This window comes from Desulfurobacterium atlanticum, from assembly GCF_900188395.1.
GTDB classification, from domain to species: domain Bacteria; phylum Aquificota; class Aquificia; order Desulfurobacteriales; family Desulfurobacteriaceae; genus Desulfurobacterium_A; species Desulfurobacterium_A atlanticum.
The window spans coordinates 30,934-54,127 of record NZ_FZOB01000007.1 but is presented as its reverse complement, the minus strand read 5'-3'; the positions used below and the strand labels follow the sequence as shown (position 1 = coordinate 54,127).

Below are 23,194 nucleotides of genomic sequence, written 5' to 3'. Positions count from 1 at the left end.
ATGGTAAAATTTTACCCATCAAGCTTTATCAGGAGGTTTTATTGCAACTTGAAATAGAAAAACTTGTTTACGGTGGAAAAGGTCTTGGAAGATTTCAGGGAAGGACATTTTTTGTTCCTTTTACTGCTCCCGGAGATGTTGTTGAAATAGAGGAAACTTTAAAAAAGAGCGGATATAGTGAGGGACGAATAAAGAAAATTGTAAAGAAAGGAAAAAATCGGATAGAACCAAGATGTCCCTATTTTGGAAAATGTGGAGGCTGTGATTGGCAGCATCTTGATTATGAAGCTCAGGTAGAAGCTAAAAGGGCTATTCTTGAAGAAAACCTTCAGAAAATTGGAAGAATAAAAAAGCCTAATATTGACGAAGTAATCCCCTCACCAAATCCGTGGCACTACAGAAATAGAGCTCAGTTTAAAGTAAAAAACGGCAAAGTCGGATTCTTCGCCAAAGGGACTCACGAAGTTGTTGATATAGATAGATGTGATATTTTAAAAGAAAACCTTTCTCAGGCCATAAAAGGCTTAAAAAAATTGGCTTCTCTTCTTCCAACAGAACCTAACGAGTTTCACATATACTCATCAAATAAAGATGAAGTAATCCTTAAAATTGTTTATCACGGAAAGTTTAAAAAGATTGACCTTACTCTTGATGATATAAAGGATATGCTTAATGTCAACCTTGTAGGTTTTGGAATATACAAATCGGGAGAATCAGGATATCCGGAAAGGATAAAGTTTTTCGGGAAAGACTTTACCTACGAAAAGATTGATAAATTCAAATTCAGAGTAAGTGCAGACTCATTCTTTCAAGTAAACAGATTTCAGGTTGAAAATCTCATAAAGAAAGTTTCACAAGGAGCGATGGAATATCAGTATCTTCTTGCAGCAGACCTTTACTGCGGTGTTGGAACATTAACAATACCTGTTGGAAGATATGTGCACAAAGCTTTTGGAATAGAGGCAAGCTTTTCAGCCATAAGCGATGCTCTTTATAACAAAGATATTAACGGACTTAGAAACATCTCTTTTTTCTGCAGAGAAACAGAAGAGGGCATAGAAATAATAAAGGAAAACAGCCCCGACCTGGTTGTCATAGACCCGCCAAGAAGCGGGTTGAGTCAACGTATCATAAGGGAAATATCTTCTCTTCCAAGACTAAAAAGAATTATTTATGTTTCCTGCAACCCTGCTACATTAGCAAGAGACATAGCCCTTTTCTATCAGCACGGTATCCATATGGAAAAATCAAAGCTTATAGATATGTTCCCTCAAACTTATCACATAGAAACGATAGCCTTTTTAAGGAAGGTGAGATAATGGCAGATATAAGTGTAAACCTATTCGGGATAAAATTTGAAACTCCTGTCTGGACCGCATCTGGAACGTTTGGATTCGGACTTGAATATGAAAACTTAACAGACCTTAATAAAATAGGAGCCATCTGCGTAAAAGGACTTTCGGCAACTCCAAGAGAGGGAAACCCTCCGCCGAGAATCTGGGAAACACCGTCAGGAATGTTAAATGCGATAGGTTTGCAAAATCCGGGAGTGGATTATTTTGTGGAAAAAATAGTTCCACAACTTAAAAATTACAAAGTGAAAATTGTTGCCAACATATACGGAACCACCTATGAAGAGTATGAAGCTGTGGCAAAAGCACTAAAAGGAGTGGAGGGTGTTCATTTAATTGAAGTTAACATATCCTGTCCAAATGTGAAAAAAGGTGGACTTGCATTTGGAACAGACCCTGATGAAGCGGCAAGGATAACAGAAATCGTAAAAAAAGCCACCGACAAACCTGTAATCATAAAGCTATCTCCAAATGTTACCGATATCGTAAAGATAGCAAAAGCGGTTGAATCTGCCGGAGCTGACGGAATATCTGCAATAAACACGCTGATAGGAATGGCAATAGATATAGACTCTTTCAGACCGAGAATAAGAAATGTGATAGGTGGACTGTCGGGCCCTGCGATAAAACCTGTAGCTTTAAGAATGGTCTATCAGATAGCAAAGGCGGTCTCCATTCCGATAATAGGGATAGGTGGCATAAGCTCATGGGAAGATGCAGTTGAATTTATAATAGCAGGAGCATCTTCTGTTCAGGTTGGAACTGCCAATTTTATAGACCCTGACATTGCAGTTAAAATTGCAGACGGAATCAAAAAATACCTTGAGAAAAAAGGGTTTTCATCAGTAGAAGAAATAAAAGGAAAATTACAGATATAAACATCAGACTGGTTGAATCTTGTAGAATTTAAACAAACAACAATCTGGAGGTGTAAAGTGATACTCTCATTTGGAGAAATTCCACAAAATCACGAAGTTTTAAACATCGCATACGCGTTTATTCAGCAAAAAGAAAAAAACTGGTTTAACGGTGAACTTCCTATAGACCCTGTTATGAGAGTGGTCTCCATGCTTGAGCAGCAGGCAGAAGATATAGGGGGAAACGGGGTTAAAAACATAACAATAAAAATTCTTGAAGGCGTTGATAATGACGGTGATAAAGTTATCAATGTATGGGGAATGGGAACGATAGTAAAAATTGAAGGTGTAAAAGAGATAACCTTTAGAAAATAGAGGAGGCTTGAAATGAAGATAGGAATTATCGGAGGAAGCGGCCTTTACAACATTGAAGGATTAACCGATGTGGAAGAGATAACACTTGAAACTCCTTTCGGAAAACCTTCAGATGCTTACATTCACGGTAAGCTTGCAGGAAAAGACGTTTACTTTCTTCCAAGACACGGGAGAGGACACATATACCTTCCATCCGAAGTGCCTTACAGAGCAAACATTTACGGATTTAAAATGCTCGGTGTTGATGCGATAATTTCAGTAAGTGCTGTCGGTTCAATGAAAGAAGAGATAAAACCTGGTGATTTTGTTATTGTTACTCAGTATTTTGACAGGACAAAAAGCAGACCTTCCACATTCTTCGGAAATGGCATTGTAGCTCATATACCGTTTGATAAACCAACATGTGAACTTCTAAATGAGATAGTTTATAAAGCCTGTATAGAAGAAGGAATCCCTGTTCACAGAGAAGGAACATACATCTGTATAGAAGGACCTCAATTTTCAACAAAAGCTGAATCAAAAATATACAGAAGCTGGGGTGTTGATGTTATAGGAATGACAAACATTCCTGAAGCAAAGCTTGCAAGAGAAGCGGAAATTCCTTACTCTGCAGTAGCTCTTGCAACAGACTATGACGTGTGGAAAGAGGGCGAAGAAGTTAACGTTGAAAAGGTTCTTGCAACAATGGCTAAAAACATAGAAAACGCAAAAAGAATGTTAAAACGCGTTATAGAAACACTTAAACCTGAAGATATTGAAAACTCCTACGCAAGAACAGCCCTTGTAGGAGCAATTCAAACAAAGAAAGAATACATAACTGAAGAAGTATTTAAGAGACTTGAACTTTTAATAAAAGACAGAATTTAATTAAGGGGGCCAAAAAGCCCCCTTTGATTTAAAAATTTTTTTATCTCTCTACTTCACCTTTAATAAAGCCATCAACAAGCTCTTTCGCTTTCCAATCAGGATACTGAATTGGCGGATGTTTCATTGTATAAGAGGAAATTGAATAAAGTGGTCCACCAATTTTCCTGTCAAGACCAAGCTTGGCACATCTTATAGCATCAATAGCTGAACCGGCACTGTTTGGTGAATCCTCCACAGATAGCTTAAGCTCTATATACATAGGAACATCACCAAAGAGCCTTCCTTCAAGCCTTATGTATGCTATTTTATTATCCTTGAGCCACGGAACATAATCACTCGGTCCGATGTGAATGTTATCATTGGCAATAGGATAAGGAATCAGGGAACGAACAGCTTCTGTCTTGGAAACTTTTTTGGTTTTTAACCTTTTTCTCTCCAGCATATTGAGAAAGTCGGTGTTTCCGCCGAAGTTAAGCTGATATGTTCTGTCTATGGCAACGCCTCTATCAGACATAAGAGTTGCAAGCACTCTGTGAGTAATAGTTGCTCCTACCTGAGACTTTATGTCATCTCCAACTATAGGAAGCCCTTTTTCTTCAAACTTCCTTGCCCATTCACTGTCTGAAGCTATAAACACAGGAATACAGTTAACAAATGCACATCCTGCGTCAAGGGCACACTGAGCATAGAACCTTGTAGCTTCTTCAGAACCAACAGGAAGGTAGTTTATTACAACCTCTGCACCAGATTCCTTCAAAACCTTTGTAACATCAACAGGTTCTTTATCAGCAACAACAAACCTCTGGTCTTCCGGATAATCGTTCATGTGTTCTGCAAATCCATCAAGAACAGGTCCCATCTGAACCTCAACACCCATCTCAGGAACATCCGGGCAGAAAACAGCTGTGCAGTTAGGCTTTTCAAAAATTGCTTTACCTACATCTTTCCCTACCTTTCTTTTGTCAATATCAAAAGCAGCAACTATCTCTATATCCCAGGGCTTATAACCACCAACATCAAAGTGCATCAACCCTGAAAACTCTTCCGGAGATTTATCTTTATAGTAGTAAATCCCCTGAATAAGAGAACTTGCACAATTACCAACACCCACTATTGCAACCTTTATTTTCCCTGACATTCATCTTCCTCCATATTCTCTCTGTACTTCTGTGAAAGTTCTTTCAACTGAGTAATTTTACCATTTATGTCATCAGCCATCTTTTCTATCTCTTTTAAAATATCAGGAAAATCTTTTGCAAGAGATTCTACCACCTCTTTAATAACCTGTTCTCTTTCCTCTTCCGTGAAGTAGTTTTTACCGCTTAAAGCATCTTCTATTAGAGCCATTTCAAGAAGCCCTAAAATTTTAAGAAGCGGATTAGGGTTGTCGGTCTTAAATCTCTGTGCGATAAAACTATTTACCTGCTCATACTGGCTGTCTGGTCTGAACTTTGAAAGTTCAAGGTTAAGCCATAAATCAAGTCCTCTATATGCAAGGCCTTTTACTCTTAATTGTTTTTCATCCATTCTTTAATCTCCAAGCTCCATAAGTTTTACTTTGGCTATAGCTGATTCGTTTGTAGAAGGATATTTGCTTATAAGAGTTTTTAAAAGTTTTTTAGCCTGAGCATAATCACCAAGGCCTTTATAGCAGAGAGCTTCTTTTAATAGTGCTGCAGGAACTTTGTTCCCTTTAGGTGAGGGATAGTATTTTGAATAGTTATCAACAACTTGCTTAAAGTAGTTAAGAGCTGTGGCGTAATCACCGTGAGAGTAGAAAATTTCTCCTATCCAGTAGAGAGCATTATCTGCAAGTGGACTGTCAGGATATCTTTTTACGAGTGTTTCAAACAGAATCTTCGCAGTATCAAGCTCTCCAGTTTCCATAGCATTAAACGCTTTTTTGTAAATATCCTCATCGGAAACATTCACAACTTCCGGTGTCTGCACCTCCTGAGAAGGCTGTTCTACAATAGGTAAGGGTTGCTCTTTTGTTCCCGTTTCCTCTTTTTGTTCAGTGGCATTAAGGGATACTGTAATCTCATTTATAACCTTTTCTGCCTTTTCAACTTTCTTTTTAAGGTCATAAATGTCTTTCTCGTCTGAGACCAGTCTGTCCTCTATTCTTGCCACTCTTTCATTAAGAGTTTTAATCCTTGCACCGTTTTCAACTGTTTTAGCTTCAATCTGCGAAACTCTATTTTCAACAGCAGCAAGTCTTTGTTCCAGCTCTTTATACTTATCAACCTTTACCTGTTGAGGAGTGGTATTAACGTTAGAAGGCTGATTGGACACACAACCGGCAAAAAGTAAAGGCATAACTACAAAAATCCATTTTTTCATCATTACCCCCCGAAATTAAGGTTTCTCTTTTCAAGTTCCTCTTCACACTCTTTCACAAGCTCTTCAATTAGTTCTTTAACATGATACATCCTGTTTACCCGTCCAACATTACTTCCTGAAAAGACAAGTCCATTTTCAACATCTCCTGCTGCAGAAGCAAGAAGTGCATCTGCTATGCAGTAGATAGAATCTGCCTTTGCACATGTCTTCAAACAGTTGTAATCACAACTATGAGGAATTCTACCCTCTTTTTCAAGTCTGTCTGTAAAAGGATTCCTCACAGCGTGAGCGGGCATTCCAACAGGACTCTTTATAAAAATTGAATCTTCAGGTTTTGCCTGAATTATGTAATCCTTGAATCTCTGGTCAGCATCACACTCATAGGTTGCAATGAACCTTGTAGCTATCTGAACACCTTTTGCTCCCATCTCAAAAGCCTTTGCCATATCCTTACCGTCAAATATACCACCAGCCGCAATTACAGGAATCTTTTTTACAGCTTTAACTATATCTGGAAGAACTTCCCACAAGCTTTTATCTGTTCCAAGATGGCCACCGGCCTCAACACTTTCAACTATTACAGCGGAAGCCCCAAGTCTTTCTGAAAGAGCAGCACCTTTTGGAGTTGAAACAATTTCAATAAGAGGAATATCAAACGTTTTACATATTTTAAAAACATCTTTTCCAAAGCCTGCACCCTGAATTATAAAATCCGCACCAGCATCTATTGCAGTAAGTAAGAGCTCATAAAAATGGGTAAGAGCATACATTATATTTACCCCTATAATACCATCAGGAGCAAGCTCTTTTGCTTTCTTTATCTCTTCAGCGAGTTCTGTGGCGTAAAGGTAAGGTTTCATTCCAAGAGACTCAAGGTCTTTACCTTTACACGTTTTTTTCGGTTCTTTTTTTCTGTCCTTTTCCTGAAGTAAAACAGCAGAGATAACTCCCATACCACCGGCATTTGCAACAGCAGCTGCAAGTTTATGAAGGGAAACCTTTGCTCCCATTCCACCCTGAATAATAGGATATTTCGGCTTTAAATCAGCTATAACAAGTTCTGGTAATCTGCTCATTTAAACTCCCTTTTAAGTTTTTTTATCTTTTCAAGCTCTTCTGAGCTTATAACTTTATAACCGTTCCTTATAAATAAAGCGGCTGCAACGCCTTTACCCTGTTTTAAAGTATCTGAATTAAAATTATATATGGTTTTTACCCCGCAGGAAGGACTTCTTTCTTTTAAAATTACACAGACAACTTTTTCTTTATAAATATCAGCTAATTTTACACTTTCAACAGCTCCTTTCAAAAATTCAGATGTAACATCTATTTTTCTTTCTACAGTTAAAACCCTACCTTCTCCCTCTATCACACTGAACCCATCACCTCCGTATATTTTTGCAGGAGGTCTTGGAGTTGGCAGTCCTCCAAGTTGCTCAGGACATACAGGAAGGAGAAAAAAGCTATCTTTCAATGCAACCACTTCTTTACACAGATTTTTCCTGCCGTCATACCTGCATCCAACACCAAGAAGACATGCACTGACAACTATTACCCTATCCATCACAGACAATAACCTGATGATACGGTTTTTGAGCCAATTTTTCTGATAGTTCTTCCAATTTTGAAAGGGGAACAGCTTTTAACTTCTCAAGATATTTTCTGTCAAAATCGGGATTTTCTTTTAAAACGTTCCACCATCCACAATACCAGGCTTTTCTAAGCCTTGTCTCATGGTCAAGAAGGTATGTTCCTTCTATGTAATTCTTTGCTCTTGTAAGATTTTCCTCTGTAATAAGTGAAGGAAGATTGCCGATAATCTCATCCATCCCTTTTAAAGCTGTTTTCTCTTTATCAGGTGAGGTACCTATATAAAGGACAAATCTTCCTGTAAAAAGAGAAGAAGGGAAGAAAGAACCTGTTGAATAGGCAAGCCCCTTTTTCTCTCTCAGTTCTTTAAACATTATGGAGTTAAATCCTTCTCCAACAATTGTGTTTAAAAGCTTAAAAGCGACATAGTCTTCCCAGTTTTTAACAGAAGGAGCTTCGTATCCCCTTAAAATAAATGTTTGGGTTGAGCCTTTTCTACAAAGATTTACACTCTCTGTATTTTCTATCGGAGCACTGAAGTTAACAAAAACTTTTCCTTCACAGGAAATCGGCAGGTTTTCTATAAGCTTTTCAATACCATCAGGTATCTTTCCGGAAATGGACACTGTGAACTTACCGGTTTTGAAAAACTCTTTATATCTATTTTCTATATCGGTTTTTGTTATCGGAACAACAGTATTTAAAGTGCCGTAAGGAATATTTTCGTAAGGTGTTCCTTTATACGTTAAAAGCTGAAAATGTTCATATCCAAAAGAAAACGGACTTTCAAGCCTTCCTCTTATAGATGCAAGAAGCGTCTCCTTTTCTATCATAAAATCTTCATCTGTAAATGCAGGCTCTGTTATAAGTTCTGAAAATATCTCAAAGTATAAAGACACTCCTTCTGATACTGTTTGAAAAGAGATTGTGGAAAAATCTTTTCCTGTATCAGGTGATATTGTTGAACCGTAAGGTTCTGTTATAAAGGCTATCTCTTTTGAAGTTTTCTTTTCGCTTCTTTTTAATCCAACTCTTAAAGATAAAAACGTTGTTCCGGCTTTTCCTTTTTCGTCAGTTATACTGCCGTTTTCAGAAAATATAACAACTGAAGTTATGTCAAGCTCATCAACAGGATTGATAATCACATCTATACCGTTTATCTTACAAATCTCCATCAAAAATCCTCCAGTGCAGGAACAGCAGGCAAAGAGGTATAATCCGCTCCTTCAATGACAACCTTCCTTCCTACTACTTTTACCCTTCCATCAACAAACCACTTAACAGCCTGAGGATAGATGCGGTGTTCCCATCTTAAGATTTTTTCAGAAAGAGATTTATCTGTATCATTAATATCAACAGGAACAGCAGCCTGAACAACAACCGGACCTGTGTCAACACCTGTATCAACAATATGAACGGTAGCTCCTGAAATTTTCACGCCGTAATCAACAGCTTTTTTCTGAACGTTTAAACCGGGAAAAGCAGGAAGAAGAGAAGGATGAATGTTCAAAATTCTGTGTTTAAACGGTTCTATCAAAACAGGAGTTACTATTCTCATATAACCTGCAAGACAGATAAGATCAATCTTATATCTTTCAAGAATGTTTAAAATTTCTCTATCATAAGATTCTCTACTTTCAAACTTTGAGGGAGAAAGAAAAACAACTTCTATCCCTCTTTCTTTTGCCTTTTCTATAACAGGAGCCTCTTTTCTGTCTGTAAAAAGTAAAGCTATCTCTCCATTTATCTTACCTGAAACGATTCCGTCTGCTATCTTTTCAAAGTTGGTTCCACGACCGGAAGCAAAAACGGCTATTCTCATAGCATTTCCACCTTTCTTTCACCTTCAACTATTTCCCCTATCACAAAAACCTTCTCTCCGGCCTGCTCAAGTACAGCAACAGCTTCTTTAAAATTATCAGGAGAGACCACAGCACACATACCTATACCCATATTAAATGTCCTGAACATCTCATCCTCAGGAACATTCCCTTTTTCCTGTATAAACCTAAATATCGGTAGAATTTCCCAGGAATCTTTCCTGATAACGGCTTTTCTCCCTTCCGGAAGAATCCTGACAAGATTTCCGGGAATCCCTCCACCTGTTATGTGGGCAAGGCCTTTAACTTCAATATTTGAAATAAGCTCAAGAACAGACTTAACATAAATTTTTGTAGGTGTTAGAAGAATATCGGAAACTTTTCCTCCAAGTTCTTCCAGCTCATCGTCAATTCCAAGGCTCAAAATTTCAAAAAACAGCTTTCTCACAAGAGAGTAGCCGTTACTGTGGATACCTGAAGATGCTATTCCTAAAATTTTATCTCCTGCTTCTATATTTTCTCCTGTGATGTATCTGTCTCTATCAACTATTCCCACAACAAACCCTGCAAGGTCATACTCACCTTCTGGGTAAAAATCTGGCATTTCGGCTGTTTCACCGCCTATAAGGGCACAGCCTGCCATTTCGCAACCTTTTGCAATTCCTTTAACAACATCGGCGGCAACATCAACAGAAAGCTTTCCGGTGGCAAAGTAATCAAGGAAAAAAAGGGGTTTGGCTCCCACTGTTAAAATATCGTTCACACACATAGCTACAAGGTCTATACCGATTGTATCGTGAATGCTTGACATCTGGGCAACCTTTAACTTTGTTCCCACTCCATCAGTGCCTGAGACAAGAACCGGCTTCTTGTATCCTTCCGGTAGAAGGTATCCTGCACCAAATCCGCCAATCCCTGCAAGAACATTTTTATCAAACGTTCTCTTTGCAAAGGGCTTTATTTTTTCAACCAGAGTATCTCCAGCTTCAATGTCAACGCCGGCATCCTTATAGGTTAGTTTTTTCCTATTCATAGTTTATCTCCCCGTCAAAATAGATAGGAACATCATAGGCAAAGTGTCTTTTGGTCCAGCCCTTTTCTTCTCCAAGTTCCCTCTCTATATGCTCTTCATACCCTTTCACTTTTGAATCAAGGGCATCTGCGAAGTGGAGCGCCACAGCTTCAAGTGTTTTTGGTCTTTTTGGAGAACCATATTCATACTCTCCGTGGTGAGAGAGGATACAGTGGAGAAGTTTCATTTTTAATTCTTTTGGAAAACCTTCTATTTCATCTATCTTTTTAGCTATCAGCTCACTACCGGTATAGATATGACCAAGAAGAATCCCTTCATCTGTTCTATCTATCGCAATTTTAATGCTGTATTCGTGAATTTTCCCTATATCGTGCAAAATAGCCGCTGTTATTAAAAGGTCTCTGTCTATACTTTTATAACGTTTTGCAACAACTTCACATATTTCCACAACTCCAAGAGTGTGTTCAATAAGTCCCCCTATTGAAGCGTGATGGATAAACTTTCCGCCTGGAGCTTTTGTAAAGGCAGAAGATATTTCATCATCGTAGAATATCACTTCAAGAAGCTTCTTAAGATAAGGATTTTTGATAGTCTCTATAATCTCAAGCAGCTTTGTAAACTGCTCTTCTATATCAAAGCGGCTTTTTGATATGAATTTATCTTCGGCAAATTCCCCTTCCTGAGCATGCCGCATGGATTTTATTTTCGGCTGAACATTTCCCTGAAAAATTTCAACATAAGCAGAGATAAAAACAACATCGCCCTTTTTAAAAATTGTAAGGTCAGCATCTTTTGGCGGTTTCCACCATAAAACAGGAAGGGTTCCTGTTCTGTCAGAGATGATAAGCCTTAAATACGGTTCTCCTGTTCTGTGTTTTTTTATTTCGGCACTCTCAATAAGAAAAAAATCTTCAAACTCCTGTCCCTGTGGCATTTGATAGATGTCTCTTATGAAAACACTCATTTTTCTCCCAAGAAAAGTTGGATTTTAAAAATGAAACTTTTAAAATTAATTGTAAACTTTTTTTAAATTGAAAGAAATGGGAAAATTGGGCAGGGAAGGGAGCTTAAGCTCCCTTTGAAGTGATTTACTTTTAAGTGTGATTTTTAATGTATTCTATCGCATCACCAACTGTCTGAATCTTTTCAGCATCTTCGTCAGGAATTTCAATTCCAAACTCTTCTTCAAGAGCCATAACAAGCTCAACTGTGTCAAGAGAATCTGCACCAAGATCTTCTACAAAAGAAGCTTCTGGTGTTACCTCTTCAGGGTCAACTCCAAGTCTATCGGCGATAAGTTCTTTCACCTTTTCTTCGATGTTTTCTGCCATATTAAACCTCCCTTAAATAGTTGGTAGTGGAAATTATATTCCTACTTTTAGAAAAGTCCACCATTAACATGGATTGTGGTGCCTGTTATGTAAGATGCCATATCAGAAACAAGGAAAAGAACAGTATCAGCAATTTCAGAAGGTTCTCCCTCTCTTCTCATCGGAATGGATTTTACAAGTGCTTCCTTCACCTTTTCAGGTATCTTTTCTGTCATATCTGTTGTTATGTATCCCGGAGCAACGGTGTTAACCCTTATCCCCCTTGAGGCTACCTCTTTTGCAAGAGATTTGGTAAATCCTATAAGAGCAGATTTTGTGGCTGAATAGTTAACCTGACCGGGATTTCCTGTAAACCCTACAACAGATGAGATATTTACTACACAACCACTACGTTTTTTCATCATAACAGGAATAACCTGCCTTGTTACGTTATAAACGCCATTTAAGTTTGTATCTATCACACTGTCCCAATCTTCATCTTTCATTCTCATAAAGAGCGTATCTCTTGTTATTCCTGCATTATTAACAAGAATATCTATTTTTCCTTCTTTTTCCACGATTAAGGCTACCTTTTCCTTTACCTCTTCTCTGTCGCAAACATTCATTTTTAAACCATTTACACCTATCTCTCTGGCAACCGCTTTTGTCTTTTCTTCATTTGTACCTGTTATATAGACGGTTGCTCCGGCTTCTTTTAATGCAACTGCTATCGCTTTTCCGATCCCTCTCGTTCCTCCGGTTACAAGTGCAACTTTCCCTGAAATATCTATTACCCTTCCCATCTATCCTCCTTATAAAGCTACTTTTCAAGCGTTACAAGGGAAACCCCTTTGTCAACAACCATCACATCATCTTCAATCCTTACACCGCCAAGCTCGGGCAGGTAGATACCCGGTTCAACAGTTACAACAGCCCTTTCAGATAAAACATCCTCAGAGCGGGGATTAAGCACGGGATACTCATGAACCTCAACTCCTATTCCGTGACCTGTCCCGTGAATAAAATACTCCCCATATCCCCTTTCTGAGATAAAATCCCTGACAATTTTATCAACTTTTTTACACGAAACTCCCGCTTTTATAGTTTTTATACCTTTAAGTTGAGCTTCAAGAACAACATCGTAAATCTCCTTCATATCTGAAGGAACATCACCGACAAGAAAAGTTCTTGTTATATCAGAAACATAACCGTTAAACACTGCTCCAAAATCAACAATAACAACATCACCGTTTTTTATCTCTTTCTGGGATGTTTTCCAGTGGGGAATTGCACTCCCTTTTCCAGAAGCAACTATTGTCTCAAAAGCCTCTTCACTTCCGTAATAGAATAGTCTTTCTACAAGGGCTTTCCTGAACTGATACTCTGTAATTCCTGGTTTAAGAAGGTGAAGAACATCCTTTAAAGCCTGTTCGGCAACAGCCACCGCTCTTCCTATACAGTAAATTTCTGTTTCCGATTTAACCATACGAAACTCTTTTAGAAAATTTTTTACCTGAACAATTTGAAATTGCCCGGAAAGCTGATTGAACATTGAAAGTTTCATCCTATCAGGATCAACGATTAATATCTTACCTTCAAAGAAACTTTTTAAAGCATCAATTCCTTTCCACTCAAAAACTTTAAACCCTTCTACCTCTTCTTTAGCCTTATTAAGATAACGCTTATCTGTAAACAAAAACCCTTCTCCTTTTGAAGAAACAGCTACAAATCCAAAGGAGAGCTGAAAAGATATCAGGTAAAGAATCTCCTTAACATCAAACGAGACATAAAAATCTCCAAATTTTCCAACTTTATACGCAACTTTCTCAACATTTCCCATACAAAAAACCTCAAAGAATATATCTGGTTAAATCTTCATCTTCAATAATGTTGCCAAGTTTCTCCCTTACATACTTACTGTCTATAACAACCTTTTCTCCCTTCATATCGGGAGCGTTGAAAGAAACATCTTCAAGCAACCTTTCAAGAACGGTGTGAAGCCTTCTTGCACCTATATTTTCCGCCTTTGTATTTGCTTCCTCTGCCATTTTAGCTATCTCTTCAATTCCGTCCTGCGTAAACTCAATCTCAACGCCTTCTGTTTTAAGAAGCTCAACATACTGTTTTGTAAGGGCGTTCTTCGGCTCTGTAAGAATTCTTATAAAGTCCTCCTTTGTAAGAGGTTTCAGTTCAACCCTTATAGGAAATCTTCCCTGAAGCTCAGGAAGAAGGTCTGAAGGTTTTGCAATATGAAACGCTCCAGCTGCTATAAAAAGAATATGGTCTGTTTTTATAAGACCGTATTTTGTAGGCACTTTACACCCTTCAACTATAGGGAGAAGGTCTCTTTGAACTCCCTCTCTTGATACATCCGGTCCTTTACCACCACCTTTTGCTGCAACCTTGTCTATCTCATCTATAAACACTATTCCGTGGTTTTCCACCCTGTTTATCGCTTCCTTTATAACTTCATCCATATCTATCAGCTTTTGTGCCTCTTCCTGCTCAAGATACTTTATCGCTTCTTTTATCTTCATCTTTCTGAGCTTTTTCGGTTTTGGAAAGATTGAAGAGAGTAAATCCTGAATATTTCCAGCATCTGCTCCCATACCAGGCCCGATACCTATAACACCGATATTTGGTGTTGTTTCAACGGTTACAGGGATTTCTATCTCCTCTTCATCAAGTTTCCCTTCTTTAACAAGCTTTCTATACCTTTCCTTTTCTTTTTTCACCTCTGAAAAATCAGGTTCTTCCCTTCTTTTCTGCTGCTGGGGAAGGAAAACGTCAAAAAGATTCTCAAAAGAAGGAGCTTTCTTTGAAGGTTCCGGCACAAGATACTCAGCAATTCTATCGTAAGCCATCTCCCGGGCTTTCTGCTTGACTTCCTCTATCTTCTCCTCTTTAACCATGTTAACCGCTATTTCAACAAGGTCTCTTATCATTGATTCAACATCTCTACCAACATAACCGACTTCTGTAAACTTTGTCGCTTCCACCTTTACAAAAGGAGCGTTAACAAGCTTTGCCAGTCTCCTTGCTATCTCTGTTTTTCCCACTCCTGTGGGACCAATCATAATTATGTTTTTGGGCGCCACTTCTTCTCTCATATCTTCAGGAAGTCTCTGTCTTCTCCAGCGGTTTCTAAGGGCAACAGCTACAGCCTTTTTAGCCTCTTTTTGCCCGACTATGTATTTATCAAGCTCTTCTACTATCTGCTTCGGAGTGAGAAATCCGTCATTTTCCTTTTTTCTGAATATGTTCTTAAACATCCAACCTCCATCTGTTGAGATTTAATGAGATTTAAACTATTTTATCAACTATATTTATGATTTAATCTATCTCAGGCAATAAAAGGTTTGCTATTATTCAAAAAACAGCATTTAAGGGGCAGGAAATGGAAGTATCGTCATTTATATTAGGTGTTTTAAAAGGAGCGAAGATAGATTACGCTCTTTCCCTTCCCTGTGACAGAATTAAATCCCTCCTCCAGCAATTTGATTCAAACTATAAGGAAAAGCATATAAAACTAACAAGGGAAGAGGAAGGATTGGGAATAGCGGCCGGCCTTTTCCTTGGAAAGAAAAGATACGCCATGTTTATCCAATCTTCAGGTGTGGGAAACATCATAGGAGCACTTATAACACTTATAAAAACTTACAATATACCTTTACCAATTTTTGTGTCTCACAGAGGTATCTACAAAGAGAAAATAGTTCCGCAGGTTCTGATGGGAGAGACGGTTGAAAACATTTTTAAAGCGTGTAATGTCCCTGTTATAAAGGTGTATGACAAAAATTCACTTCACTTGATTCCGAGTGCAATTGATAGAGCCTTTAAAGAGAGAATTCCTGTGGCGATACTATTATCCCCTGCACTTTTTGAAGGTGAAGAGTGTAAAAATCCTGTATTTGAGAAGGAAAGAAAGAAAGTAGTAGAAGTAAAAATTGAAAAAGAGATAGAAAACCCCGATATGAGAAGGTTTGAAGCCCTATCAGAACTTCTTCTGTTTCTTAAAGAGACAGATGACAGCAAAATCACACTGTTTGCAAACATAGGATTTCCTGCAAGGGAAGTTTACCATCTTAAAAAGATACTCAATGTTAAAAATCCTGTCTTTTATATGCTGGGAAGTCTCGGGCTGGTTTCATCTATCGCTTTAGGCTACTCAATCGCAACAGAGAGAAACGTTATCTCAATAGACGGTGACGGTTCTCTGCTTATGAATACAGGAACCATTGCAACCTGTGCAGTTTATGGAAAAGAAAACTTTAAAATCTTCTGTGTTGATAACGGCACATGGGGAAGTACGGGAGACCAGGAAAACTTTAACTTCTCAACAGCCGATGTTGAAGTTGTGGCAAGGGGAATGGGATTTAAAGAGACAGACTGTGTATGGGAAAGGTTAAAACTGCGGGATAAGATTGAATGGCTTTTAAACGGGAAAAGATTCCTTCAGGTTGTGGTTAATCCCGGCAATGAGAAAGTTGACACAATACCGCTTACGCCAGAAGAGATACTTGAAGGAGTGAAAGGTGAATAACCCTTTTCCCGAAAACGTTTTCTCCTCCTGTACTCTCTGTCCGAGAGATTGCAGGGTTGACAGAAGAAAAGAAACAGGCTTTTGTAAAGTAAGAGATAAACTCAAAGTTGCCTCTGCATTTCCTCATTTTGGAGAAGAACCTGTTTTAACAGGTGTGGGAGGTTCGGGAACAATATTTCTCTCCGGATGCAATTTAGGCTGTGTATTCTGTCAGAACTTTGATATTTCCCATTACGCAGAAGGAGAAGAGATTGATGTTAAAGACCTTGTAAACATTATGCTTTACCTTCAAGGTCGGGGATGCCATAACATAAATTTTGTTACTCCCACCCACCAGATACCGCTTATAGCAGAAGGAATCATAAAAGCAAAGGAAAAGGGATTAACCGTTCCGATAGTCTATAACTGCGGAGGCTACGAGAAGGTTGAAACTTTAAAGAAAATTGAAGGATTGATAGACATCTACATGCCGGATATAAAAACATTTAACAGAGAGTTTGCAAAAAAATACCTTCTTGCACCGGATTATCCTGAAGTTGTAAAGGAAGCGGTAAAAGAGATGTTCCGCCAGGTTGGAAATCTAAAAACCGATACCCGCAAAATAGCTACAAAAGGCTTGATTATAAGGCATCTTGTGATGCCAGGATTCACAGAGGATAGTAAAGAGATTCTAAAATGGATAGCTGAAAATCTCGGAAGAGATGCCTATGTAAACGTTATGGAGCAGTATTTTCCAGCCTTCAGAGCAAAGGAGTTCCCCGAAATAGCAAGAAGAGTAACACCTGAAGAGTTTCAGGAAGTTTACCGGTTTGCCGAAAAATTGGGTTTAAGACTTGCGACAGAGGAGGTATAAACTGTTTAAAGGTAAAGAGATAATCCTTGCTCCCATGGCAGGTTACACCCATTCAGCGTTCAGAAGACTTTGCAGGCGGCTTGGAGCAGATAGAGTTTACTCTGAACTTATGAACGCAACGGGGATAATCTACAAAGGAATAGAAAGAGAACTTGCCTACTTTACCGAAGAGGAAAGACCGATTCACCTTCAGCTTTACGGAAGAAATCCGGAAGAGATAGCAAAAGCTGCCGAAATTGTTGCTGAAAAATGCAGGCCAGACGCGATAGATATAAACTTTGGATGTTCTGTCAAAAAGGTTTTAAAATCAAAATCCGCTGCTTACCTTCTTCAGTATCCTGAAATAATGAAAGAGATAATCAGAGAAACGGTTGCCGCTTTAAAACCTTACAACATTCCTGTAACGGCAAAAATCAGACTTGGATTTAAAGAGGACAATCTTGAAAAGATAGCCGAAAACCTTATAGAAGGCGGTGTTTCCCTTATAGCCCTTCACCCGCGACTTTCCACAGAGCTTTTTTCAGGAAAAGCAAGGTGGGAAAGGATAAAGGATTTGAAAAAATTAAGTCCTGTGCCGATAGTCGGAAGCGGCGATGTATGGAAATGGAAAGATGTTGAAAGGATGTTTGAAGAGACAGGATGTGACGGTGTGATGGCAGGAAGGGGAGCAGTATCAAACCCGTGGATATTTAAAGAGTTTAAAGAGAGAAGAGACTACAAAGCCACATTTTCCGAAAGGATAGAGTTTATCCTGCAGGAACTTGAGATGATGTGGGAGTTTATGAAGAAAGAAAAAGCCTGCAAAGAGATAAAGATGCAGATTGTCCAGCTTTTTAAAGGGATAAGAGGAAAAGCAAAGCTGAACGAAAAAGTGATGAGAAGCAAAAGCTGTAGAGAGCTTTTGGAAAATCTCAAGGAAATAAAAACAGCAAACTAAAAATAAATTTCTTTAACACAGACATCATTTTCATAAATCTCTATTAGATTAAAGGAGAAACCAGCGGGATTGTTGTGAAGCTCCCATGAAAAACTTCCTGAATTCACAAAAGAAACGTTTTCCAGTTTAGTAAAAAAGCTGTTATCTCCATAACCTGTAAGGACAAGTTTTACCCCTTTATCTATCAGGAGCTTAATAATATCTCCTGCATCTTCAAGAATTCCTGTTTCTCTATTGTGCGGAACGGGAAGAAGGTTGTGATGAAGATAAACAATTTTTTCTTTTTCTGTTTCAAGCTCCTTTTTAAGAAATTTCAAACCGCTTCTTCCAAGTCTTCCCGTTTTAGCATCTTTATTTACCGTCACAACAGGAACGAACTTAATCTTTTCGGTTTCAAAAGGTTTAAGAGAAAAATAACGAAAGAAAAAGATGTCTCCGTTAAATGAAAAATCGTTTCTGCCGGGCACGACCATTAAAGACGATTTTAAATTACTCAGCAAAGCAACCGCTCTTTCAAAATAGCGCTCCACTCCTGCATCCACAATGTTCCCGCAGTGAATTACAAAATCGGGGTTAATTTTGTTAATAGTCTCTATCCCCTTTTCCATAACGTCCTGTCTGAAATAAAATCTGTCCGATACGCAGGTATTACTTATCTGAACGATAGTAAGAAGTTTTGCACCTTTATCAGAAATAGCTTTACTTTTCTCAGGGATAGAGAAAATCTTCCTTTCTCTACTTCCATCAATATATTCAGCAATTACCGTAACATCTACTCCATTTGTAAAATTGTCAAAATTTATAAAATTAAAACTGTTCACATCTCCTTTTCTTGTTTTCCTGCACGAAACGGCACCAGCATTTATCACTACCGTATCAGAAAGTTTATACACATTAAAAACATGTTTATGTCCTGAAAGATAGGCAGCAACACCTGAAGAGTTAAAAAGCTCAATAAGGTCACCGCTGTTAGAAATTACATTTCTCTCTCTGCCTGTAAAGGGAAGCGGAAAGAGATGGTGATGCCCAATAACAACTTTTATAGTTTCTTTTTCTTCAAAAAGTTTTTCCTTTAATCTTTCCATCTCGTAAAAATCAAGCTCACCGTCTCCAACATCCGGCACGGTAGTATCAATCGGAATAAAAGAGATTCCTCCAACTTCCACTTTTTTAAAAAATTGCCCAAAAAAGCGGTCAAAAAGTTCATAACCGACATTTCTGACATCGTGATTTCCAGGAACAACTATTAAAGGCTTTTCAATTTTGTTAAATAGAAATGCTGCATACTCATATTCGTCTCTTAGACCCTGGTCTGTTACATCACCCGTGTGAATAACAAGGTCAACATCACTCTTGTTTATTTTTTCAATAGCTATATCAAAAGCGGTTCTGTTGAAAGCGTTTCCATAAGTTATATGGGTATCACTTATATGAGCAACTTTAACCATAAAGCCCTCAATCTCTGTCAGCAACTACAACACAGTTTTTAATCTTAACAAAAACAGTATCTCCTGTTTCAAAATCTTTCCTATCACTTATCACAGTTAAAACTAAATCCTTTTCCAACATAACTTTATACATGTTAAATTCACCTAAAAACGAACTTGCAACAACTCTTCCGTCAATAGAATCGGTCAGTTTTTCTTTTGAAAGCTCTATCTCTGACGGTCTTACAACAACTTTAATTTTCTCATGAGGAAGTTTAGCAACCGTCAATTTCCTGTTTAAAAAGGAGATTTCCAAGCAATTTCCGCACTTTTCAACTTTCTTCGGAGTAATAAAGTTTGCACTTCCTATAAAGTCGGCAACAAACGTATCCACAGGATTTTTATATATTTCCATAGGAGTGCCTATCTGTCTTATCTCACCATTTTTCATAACCACTACCCTATCACTCATTGCCATAGCTTCAGTCTGGTCATGGGTAACATAGATGATTGTTATGCCGGTTCTTTTTTGTAAATCCTTTATCTCAAACCGCATCTCTTCTCTTAGTTTGGCATCAAGGTTTGACAAAGGTTCATCAAGAAGCATTATTTTGGGATTCATAACAAGTGCTCTTGCTAGGGCAACCCTTTGCTGCTGTCCCCCTGAAAGCTGGTGAGGATAGCGCCTTTCAAGTCCGCTAAGTCTTACCATATTGAGAGCGTCCTTGACTTTCCTTTCTATCTCCTGTTTTTTGAGTTTACGAATTTTTAAAGGATAAACTATATTATCAAACACCGTCATATGAGGCCAGACAGCATAACTTTGAAAAACCATACCTATATTTCTTTTTTCAGGGGGAATGAAGATTTTCTCCTTCGGAGCGGAAAAAATTTTTCCATCTACAACAACCCTGCCCGATGTGGGCACTTCAAGGCCTGCAATTATTCTTAAGGTGGTTGTTTTCCCACAACCTGATGGGCCCAGAAGTGTTAAAAACTCTCCCTTCTCAACATCAAGGCTTATTCTCTTTAAAATTTCAACATCTTTATAGCTTTTTCTCACATTTTCAAGAACAAGAACACCCATTAAATTCTCCTTCCGGCAAATTTTCCGGTGATTCTGGTAACAATTCCGTAAGAAACAACAACAATTAATGTAACAAGAGCTGAAAGAGCATAAGCAAAGCTGTATGACCCCTCTTCCATAAGATTATACGTTGCAACCCCTATGGTAGGATGCTGCGGCGGATATATGATTATGGAAACGGTAAGTTCACTTAAAGCAGGAATAAAAACAAGTATCCATGCAGCAAGCAACCCGGATTTTAACAGAGGATAAATTATGTTTTTAAAGGTCTGCACCCATGAAGCTCCGGACATGAAAGAAGCTTCTTCAAGAGTTTTATCTATCTGAAGCAGGGAACCTGTAACCGTTCTAACTCCATAGGAAAGATACCTGATGAAGTAAGCAAACGGTAAAATCCACAAAGTCTCAAAGAAAGGAAATTTTATAAAAGCCACTATTATTGCAACTCCAACAACCGTGCCCGGCAAAATATAAGGAATGGAAGAGAGAAAATCTATAATCGTTCTTCCTTTTATATCGGTTTTAACCACTATGTATGCAATAAGTGCTCCAAAAACTGTGATAACTGAAGCTGCAAGAGCAGAAGAAAAGAAACTTGTTTTTATAGCCTCTGTCGTGGAAGGATCCTTGAAAATAACAAATAGAAAATTTGATAACGTGTACGAATCTACAGAAGTTAATGGTGCTACAGGAGTTTTAAGTAATGCACTGAAAAAGAGAGAAGATATAGGGACTACAGTCGTAATAAAAAGCACTATATAAAGAAGTAAAGATACAGCAATTTTTACTTTACCAAGTTTTAATAACGACGGACGAGAAGCTTTCCCGGTAACAGTTGTATAGTGTTTTCCATGTGAAACTTTTTTCTGAATCAGAAGAACAACCGCAGTTATCACTATCAGGAAAAGAGAAAGTATTACAGCCCTGTCAAGGTCTGGAATAGAAAGGGCACTGTAAATTTTAGTTGTTAGAACATAAAAGTTAGCCCTTTCGCCAATTAAAGCAGGAATTCCAAAGTTTGCACATGTAGCTATAAAAACAAGAAGAGCTCCTGAAGCTATGGACGGAATGACCAGTTTAAGTGTTAAAAGGGAAGCTTTAAAAGGTGAAGCTCCGCTCATTCTGGCTGCTTCTTCAAGAGAAGGGTCTATCTGTTCAAGTGAAGCTGAAGTTGTCAAAAACACATAGATATAATACTTGATAGCCATTACAAGGACTATTCCCCAGAAAGAGTAAATATTGATGAAATCAGCAGGAAAACCAAAAAGGTGAAAAAATCTATTTAAATATCCTGAATAAGGTGCCGCAAGCTGTATCCATGCTATAGCACTTACATAAGGGGGAAGAGTGAAAGAGAGAACTATTAAAAATTTTAAAATTTTTCGGGAATAAATATCTGTCCTTGAGACAAGAAAAGCAGAAGGAACTCCAAGTATAATAGCTAAAACCGTTACAAAAACAGCAAGTTTAATAGTATTAAATGTGTAAACATAAGTTTCTCTGTCTGTAAGAACAGCTTTTAGAACTTCTTCACTCCTTACTCCGGTAATACTTTTAAACACAAGGAGTGCAAAAGGATAAAAAGTTGTAATAATTAAAACAAAAAGAGTAAAAACCCATAAAATCTGAATTTCAGATAACGGGAGAGAAAATCTCTCCCTTAAAGACCTCTCGGACATATAGACTCCATCACTTGAGCATTATTTGTGAAAATTTGTTTCTTATCTCTTCAAGGTTTCCAGAAACTTTATCCCAATCAACGTTTATTTTCTTTATAGAATCAATAGAGGGGACTTTATCTGAAGAAATATCGCTCCTTGCAGGAATTATGTAATTATCAGCAAGAAGAGTTTGAACCTCTTTTGAGAGAAGGAAGTTTTCAAAATCCTTTGAAACTTCAGGATTTTTAGTTGTTTTTAAAACAGCTATAGGGCTTGGTATCAGAGCAGTTCCATCTTCAGGATAGAGATAATCTATGTTCATTCCTTTCGCCTTTTGCTGTCTCACCATATAATCAAGTGTAACGCCTACAGGGTTTTCTCCCTGAAGTATTCCGTTCTTTACAGAACCGTTACTTTTTAAAACAACCACTCCATTATTTTTTAATCTCCTGAAGTAATCCCAGCCGTAAAGCTTATACATACCATAAGCAAAAGCAAGGGCAGAACCTGAATATAGAGGATTGGGAATAGCACACCATCCTTTCGCTCTGTTCCACGGAGAAGGAAGGGTATCCCTATACTCTTTTTCAGAGATTACTTTAAAACTTTTCGGGGGATTTTTAACAATTCCGGTATTAAATGCTATAACAGGAGCTATAAATCTTCCGGCGAAATAGTAACCATCCTTATCTTTAAAAGCAACTTTTTCTGCATTTTCAGGAGTGTATTTTAAAAGCACCCCTTTGTTTTTAAGGAAAATTGTGTTCCCCGGGTCTGCCAGCCAGACAACATCTGCCATCACTTTACCCGCTTCTATTTCAGCCCCGAGTTTTGCCATTATCTTTGATGCGCCGCTTCTGTAAACGTTTACAGTAATTTCAGGATGTTTTTGATGATATCTATCAGCTATCTCAAGAGCTATAGTTTTAGGAAGGGACGTGTAAAAGTTGATAGTTCCTGAAAGTTGCTTCTTTTCCTGTGTAACTTCTGGTTTTTTGGTTTCTTCTTTTTGAACATTCTGATTATTATTAAAACAACCTGATAAAGCAATCGCTACAGTGGGAATAAAGGCAAATTTTAAAAATTTACTTTTTTTCATAACACCTCCGAAAATAAACTTAAAAGTTTGATAGAAAAGA

Annotated in this window: 24 protein-coding genes; 7 read left to right on the top strand and 17 right to left on the bottom strand. The window is 37.9% G+C overall.

Translation table 11 applies throughout. The annotated features are described in order from the left end of the window. Nucleotides 1-41 precede the first annotated feature (41 nt). From CHB58_RS05875 to mtnP, 4 genes are read left to right on the top strand one after another with little or no spacing between them, the layout of a single operon-like run. Nucleotides 42-1,319: a class I SAM-dependent RNA methyltransferase gene (locus CHB58_RS05875; protein ID WP_245807348.1), complete on the top strand. Its 1,278-nt coding sequence runs from the start codon at nucleotides 42-44 to the stop codon at nucleotides 1,317-1,319. Next, nucleotides 1,319-2,230: a dihydroorotate dehydrogenase gene (locus tag CHB58_RS05870; protein WP_089323179.1), complete on the top strand. Its 912-nt coding sequence runs from the start codon at nucleotides 1,319-1,321 to the stop codon at nucleotides 2,228-2,230. The genes CHB58_RS05875 and CHB58_RS05870 overlap by 1 nt, the downstream gene beginning before the upstream one ends. 57 nt (nucleotides 2,231-2,287) lie before the next feature. Further along, nucleotides 2,288-2,584 carry a hypothetical protein gene (locus CHB58_RS05865; RefSeq protein WP_089323178.1) on the top strand — a complete coding sequence of 99 codons (297 nt, stop codon included), beginning with the start codon at nucleotides 2,288-2,290 and terminating at the stop codon, nucleotides 2,582-2,584. 12 nt (nucleotides 2,585-2,596) lie between these two features. Continuing rightward, a complete protein-coding gene (gene mtnP / locus CHB58_RS05860) occupies nucleotides 2,597-3,451 on the top strand; it encodes an S-methyl-5'-thioadenosine phosphorylase (RefSeq protein ID WP_089323177.1) in 855 nt (284 codons plus the stop codon). A gap of 40 nt (nucleotides 3,452-3,491) precedes the next feature. Here the strand turns inward: mtnP and CHB58_RS05855 are convergent, their stop codons facing one another. The 13 genes from CHB58_RS05855 to hslU all read right to left on the bottom strand — a co-directional run bounded on the left by CHB58_RS05855 (nucleotide 3,492) and on the right by hslU (nucleotide 14,819). Then, nucleotides 3,492-4,589 (bottom strand): inositol-3-phosphate synthase, encoded by a 1,098-nt coding sequence (locus CHB58_RS05855; protein ID WP_089323176.1) that lies wholly within the window; start codon nucleotides 4,587-4,589, stop codon nucleotides 3,492-3,494. Further along, a complete protein-coding gene (locus tag CHB58_RS05850; RefSeq protein WP_089323175.1) occupies nucleotides 4,574-4,978 on the bottom strand; it encodes a hypothetical protein in 405 nt (134 codons plus the stop codon). The genes CHB58_RS05855 and CHB58_RS05850 overlap by 16 nt, the downstream gene beginning before the upstream one ends. A 3-nt stretch (nucleotides 4,979-4,981) precedes the next feature. After that, nucleotides 4,982-5,794 (bottom strand): tol-pal system protein YbgF, encoded by an 813-nt coding sequence (gene ybgF / locus CHB58_RS05845; RefSeq protein WP_180706447.1) that lies wholly within the window; start codon nucleotides 5,792-5,794, stop codon nucleotides 4,982-4,984. A 2-nt stretch (nucleotides 5,795-5,796) separates the two neighbouring features. Next, nucleotides 5,797-6,870, bottom strand: coding sequence for an NAD(P)H-dependent flavin oxidoreductase (locus tag CHB58_RS05840; protein ID WP_089323173.1), 1,074 nt, complete (start codon nucleotides 6,868-6,870; stop codon nucleotides 5,797-5,799). Continuing rightward, nucleotides 6,867-7,358: a 2-thiouracil desulfurase family protein gene (locus CHB58_RS05835; RefSeq protein ID WP_089323172.1), complete on the bottom strand. Its 492-nt coding sequence runs from the start codon at nucleotides 7,356-7,358 to the stop codon at nucleotides 6,867-6,869. Before CHB58_RS05835 ends, CHB58_RS05840 begins: the two co-directional genes overlap by 4 nt. Next, the gene (locus CHB58_RS05830) at nucleotides 7,351-8,559 is read right to left on the bottom strand and encodes a M16 family metallopeptidase (RefSeq protein WP_089323171.1); all 1,209 of its coding nucleotides are present in this window, start codon (nucleotides 8,557-8,559) and stop codon (nucleotides 7,351-7,353) included. Before CHB58_RS05830 ends, CHB58_RS05835 begins: the two co-directional genes overlap by 8 nt. After that, nucleotides 8,559-9,206, bottom strand: coding sequence for a phosphoribosylglycinamide formyltransferase (purN, locus tag CHB58_RS05825; RefSeq protein WP_089323170.1), 648 nt, complete (start codon nucleotides 9,204-9,206; stop codon nucleotides 8,559-8,561). The genes CHB58_RS05830 and purN overlap by 1 nt, the downstream gene beginning before the upstream one ends. After that, a complete protein-coding gene (gene purM / locus CHB58_RS05820; protein ID WP_089323169.1) occupies nucleotides 9,203-10,237 on the bottom strand; it encodes a phosphoribosylformylglycinamidine cyclo-ligase in 1,035 nt (344 codons plus the stop codon). Before purM ends, purN begins: the two co-directional genes overlap by 4 nt. Beyond that, on the bottom strand, nucleotides 10,230-11,201 hold the full coding sequence (locus tag CHB58_RS05815) for a 3'-5' exoribonuclease YhaM family protein (protein WP_089323168.1): 972 nt from the start codon (nucleotides 11,199-11,201) through the stop codon (nucleotides 10,230-10,232). Before CHB58_RS05815 ends, purM begins: the two co-directional genes overlap by 8 nt. Before the next feature lie 130 nt (nucleotides 11,202-11,331). Further along, complete coding sequence (gene acpP, locus CHB58_RS05810; protein ID WP_089323167.1) at nucleotides 11,332-11,568, bottom strand: acyl carrier protein; 237 nt, start codon at nucleotides 11,566-11,568, stop codon at nucleotides 11,332-11,334. Nucleotides 11,569-11,615: 47 nt separating this feature from the next. Next, nucleotides 11,616-12,350 carry a 3-oxoacyl-[acyl-carrier-protein] reductase gene (fabG, locus tag CHB58_RS05805; RefSeq protein WP_089323166.1) on the bottom strand — a complete coding sequence of 245 codons (735 nt, stop codon included), beginning with the start codon at nucleotides 12,348-12,350 and terminating at the stop codon, nucleotides 11,616-11,618. A gap of 17 nt (nucleotides 12,351-12,367) precedes the next feature. After that, on the bottom strand, nucleotides 12,368-13,387 hold the full coding sequence (locus tag CHB58_RS05800; RefSeq protein ID WP_089323165.1) for an aminopeptidase P family protein: 1,020 nt from the start codon (nucleotides 13,385-13,387) through the stop codon (nucleotides 12,368-12,370). Nucleotides 13,388-13,397: 10 nt separating this feature from the next. After that, nucleotides 13,398-14,819, bottom strand: coding sequence for an ATP-dependent protease ATPase subunit HslU (gene hslU / locus CHB58_RS05795; protein WP_089323164.1), 1,422 nt, complete (start codon nucleotides 14,817-14,819; stop codon nucleotides 13,398-13,400). Between the two features lie 125 nt (nucleotides 14,820-14,944). On the opposite strand from hslU, the gene comD reads away from it, so the two are divergent. Genes comD through CHB58_RS05780 form a run of 3 tightly spaced genes read left to right on the top strand, consistent with a single transcriptional unit; the run spans nucleotide 14,945 to nucleotide 17,880 of the window. Beyond that, a complete protein-coding gene (comD, locus tag CHB58_RS05790; RefSeq protein WP_089323163.1) occupies nucleotides 14,945-16,090 on the top strand; it encodes a sulfopyruvate decarboxylase subunit alpha in 1,146 nt (381 codons plus the stop codon). After that, the gene (locus CHB58_RS05785) at nucleotides 16,083-16,943 is read left to right on the top strand and encodes a radical SAM protein (protein ID WP_089323162.1); all 861 of its coding nucleotides are present in this window, start codon (nucleotides 16,083-16,085) and stop codon (nucleotides 16,941-16,943) included. The genes comD and CHB58_RS05785 overlap by 8 nt, the downstream gene beginning before the upstream one ends. 34 nt (nucleotides 16,944-16,977) lie before the next feature. After that, nucleotides 16,978-17,880: a tRNA dihydrouridine synthase gene (locus CHB58_RS05780; RefSeq protein ID WP_089323222.1), complete on the top strand. Its 903-nt coding sequence runs from the start codon at nucleotides 16,978-16,980 to the stop codon at nucleotides 17,878-17,880. Here the strand turns inward: CHB58_RS05780 and CHB58_RS05775 are convergent. Genes CHB58_RS05775 through CHB58_RS05760 form a run of 4 tightly spaced genes read right to left on the bottom strand, consistent with a single transcriptional unit; the run spans nucleotide 17,877 to nucleotide 23,154 of the window. Continuing rightward, nucleotides 17,877-19,328: a metallophosphoesterase family protein gene (locus tag CHB58_RS05775; RefSeq protein ID WP_089323161.1), complete on the bottom strand. Its 1,452-nt coding sequence runs from the start codon at nucleotides 19,326-19,328 to the stop codon at nucleotides 17,877-17,879. The two genes, CHB58_RS05780 and CHB58_RS05775, sit on opposite strands and share 4 nt — an antisense overlap. A gap of 7 nt (nucleotides 19,329-19,335) precedes the next feature. Continuing rightward, nucleotides 19,336-20,394: an ABC transporter ATP-binding protein gene (locus CHB58_RS05770; protein WP_089323160.1), complete on the bottom strand. Its 1,059-nt coding sequence runs from the start codon at nucleotides 20,392-20,394 to the stop codon at nucleotides 19,336-19,338. Then, nucleotides 20,394-22,073, bottom strand: coding sequence for an ABC transporter permease (locus CHB58_RS05765; RefSeq protein ID WP_089323159.1), 1,680 nt, complete (start codon nucleotides 22,071-22,073; stop codon nucleotides 20,394-20,396). The genes CHB58_RS05770 and CHB58_RS05765 overlap by 1 nt, the downstream gene beginning before the upstream one ends. A 10-nt stretch (nucleotides 22,074-22,083) precedes the next feature. Continuing rightward, nucleotides 22,084-23,154 carry an ABC transporter substrate-binding protein gene (locus tag CHB58_RS05760; RefSeq protein ID WP_089323158.1) on the bottom strand — a complete coding sequence of 357 codons (1,071 nt, stop codon included), beginning with the start codon at nucleotides 23,152-23,154 and terminating at the stop codon, nucleotides 22,084-22,086. Nucleotides 23,155-23,194 lie beyond the last annotated feature (40 nt).

What these genes read in the sequence shown, in the direction of transcription:
- purN (WP_089323170.1), bottom strand. Translation starts at nt 9,206, where the DNA reads ATGAGAATAGCCGTTTTTGCTTCCGGTCGTGGAACCAACTTTGAAAAG.
- CHB58_RS05840 (WP_089323173.1), bottom strand. Translation starts at nt 6,870, where the DNA reads ATGAGCAGATTACCAGAACTTGTTATAGCTGATTTAAAGCCGAAATAT.
- ybgF (WP_180706447.1), bottom strand. Translation starts at nt 5,794, where the DNA reads ATGAAAAAATGGATTTTTGTAGTTATGCCTTTACTTTTTGCCGGTTGT.
- CHB58_RS05850 (WP_089323175.1), bottom strand. Translation starts at nt 4,978, where the DNA reads ATGGATGAAAAACAATTAAGAGTAAAAGGCCTTGCATATAGAGGACTT.
- CHB58_RS05800 (WP_089323165.1), bottom strand. Translation starts at nt 13,387, where the DNA reads ATGGGAAATGTTGAGAAAGTTGCGTATAAAGTTGGAAAATTTGGAGAT.
- purM (WP_089323169.1), bottom strand. Translation starts at nt 10,237, where the DNA reads ATGAATAGGAAAAAACTAACCTATAAGGATGCCGGCGTTGACATTGAA.
- hslU (WP_089323164.1), bottom strand. Translation starts at nt 14,819, where the DNA reads ATGTTTAAGAACATATTCAGAAAAAAGGAAAATGACGGATTTCTCACT.
- CHB58_RS05830 (WP_089323171.1), bottom strand. Translation starts at nt 8,559, where the DNA reads ATGGAGATTTGTAAGATAAACGGTATAGATGTGATTATCAATCCTGTT.
- acpP (WP_089323167.1), bottom strand. Translation starts at nt 11,568, where the DNA reads ATGGCAGAAAACATCGAAGAAAAGGTGAAAGAACTTATCGCCGATAGA.
- CHB58_RS05855 (WP_089323176.1), bottom strand. Translation starts at nt 4,589, where the DNA reads ATGTCAGGGAAAATAAAGGTTGCAATAGTGGGTGTTGGTAATTGTGCA.
- CHB58_RS05780 (WP_089323222.1), top strand. Translation starts at nt 16,978, where the DNA reads ATGGCAGGTTACACCCATTCAGCGTTCAGAAGACTTTGCAGGCGGCTT.
- CHB58_RS05760 (WP_089323158.1), bottom strand. Translation starts at nt 23,154, where the DNA reads ATGAAAAAAAGTAAATTTTTAAAATTTGCCTTTATTCCCACTGTAGCG.
- CHB58_RS05870 (WP_089323179.1), top strand. Translation starts at nt 1,319, where the DNA reads ATGGCAGATATAAGTGTAAACCTATTCGGGATAAAATTTGAAACTCCT.
- CHB58_RS05775 (WP_089323161.1), bottom strand. Translation starts at nt 19,328, where the DNA reads ATGGTTAAAGTTGCTCATATAAGTGATACCCATATAACTTATGGAAAC.
- mtnP (WP_089323177.1), top strand. Translation starts at nt 2,597, where the DNA reads ATGAAGATAGGAATTATCGGAGGAAGCGGCCTTTACAACATTGAAGGA.
- CHB58_RS05815 (WP_089323168.1), bottom strand. Translation starts at nt 11,201, where the DNA reads ATGAGTGTTTTCATAAGAGACATCTATCAAATGCCACAGGGACAGGAG.
- CHB58_RS05765 (WP_089323159.1), bottom strand. Translation starts at nt 22,073, where the DNA reads ATGTCCGAGAGGTCTTTAAGGGAGAGATTTTCTCTCCCGTTATCTGAA.
- comD (WP_089323163.1), top strand. Translation starts at nt 14,945, where the DNA reads ATGGAAGTATCGTCATTTATATTAGGTGTTTTAAAAGGAGCGAAGATA.
- CHB58_RS05835 (WP_089323172.1), bottom strand. Translation starts at nt 7,358, where the DNA reads ATGGATAGGGTAATAGTTGTCAGTGCATGTCTTCTTGGTGTTGGATGC.
- CHB58_RS05770 (WP_089323160.1), bottom strand. Translation starts at nt 20,394, where the DNA reads ATGGGTGTTCTTGTTCTTGAAAATGTGAGAAAAAGCTATAAAGATGTT.
- fabG (WP_089323166.1), bottom strand. Translation starts at nt 12,350, where the DNA reads ATGGGAAGGGTAATAGATATTTCAGGGAAAGTTGCACTTGTAACCGGA.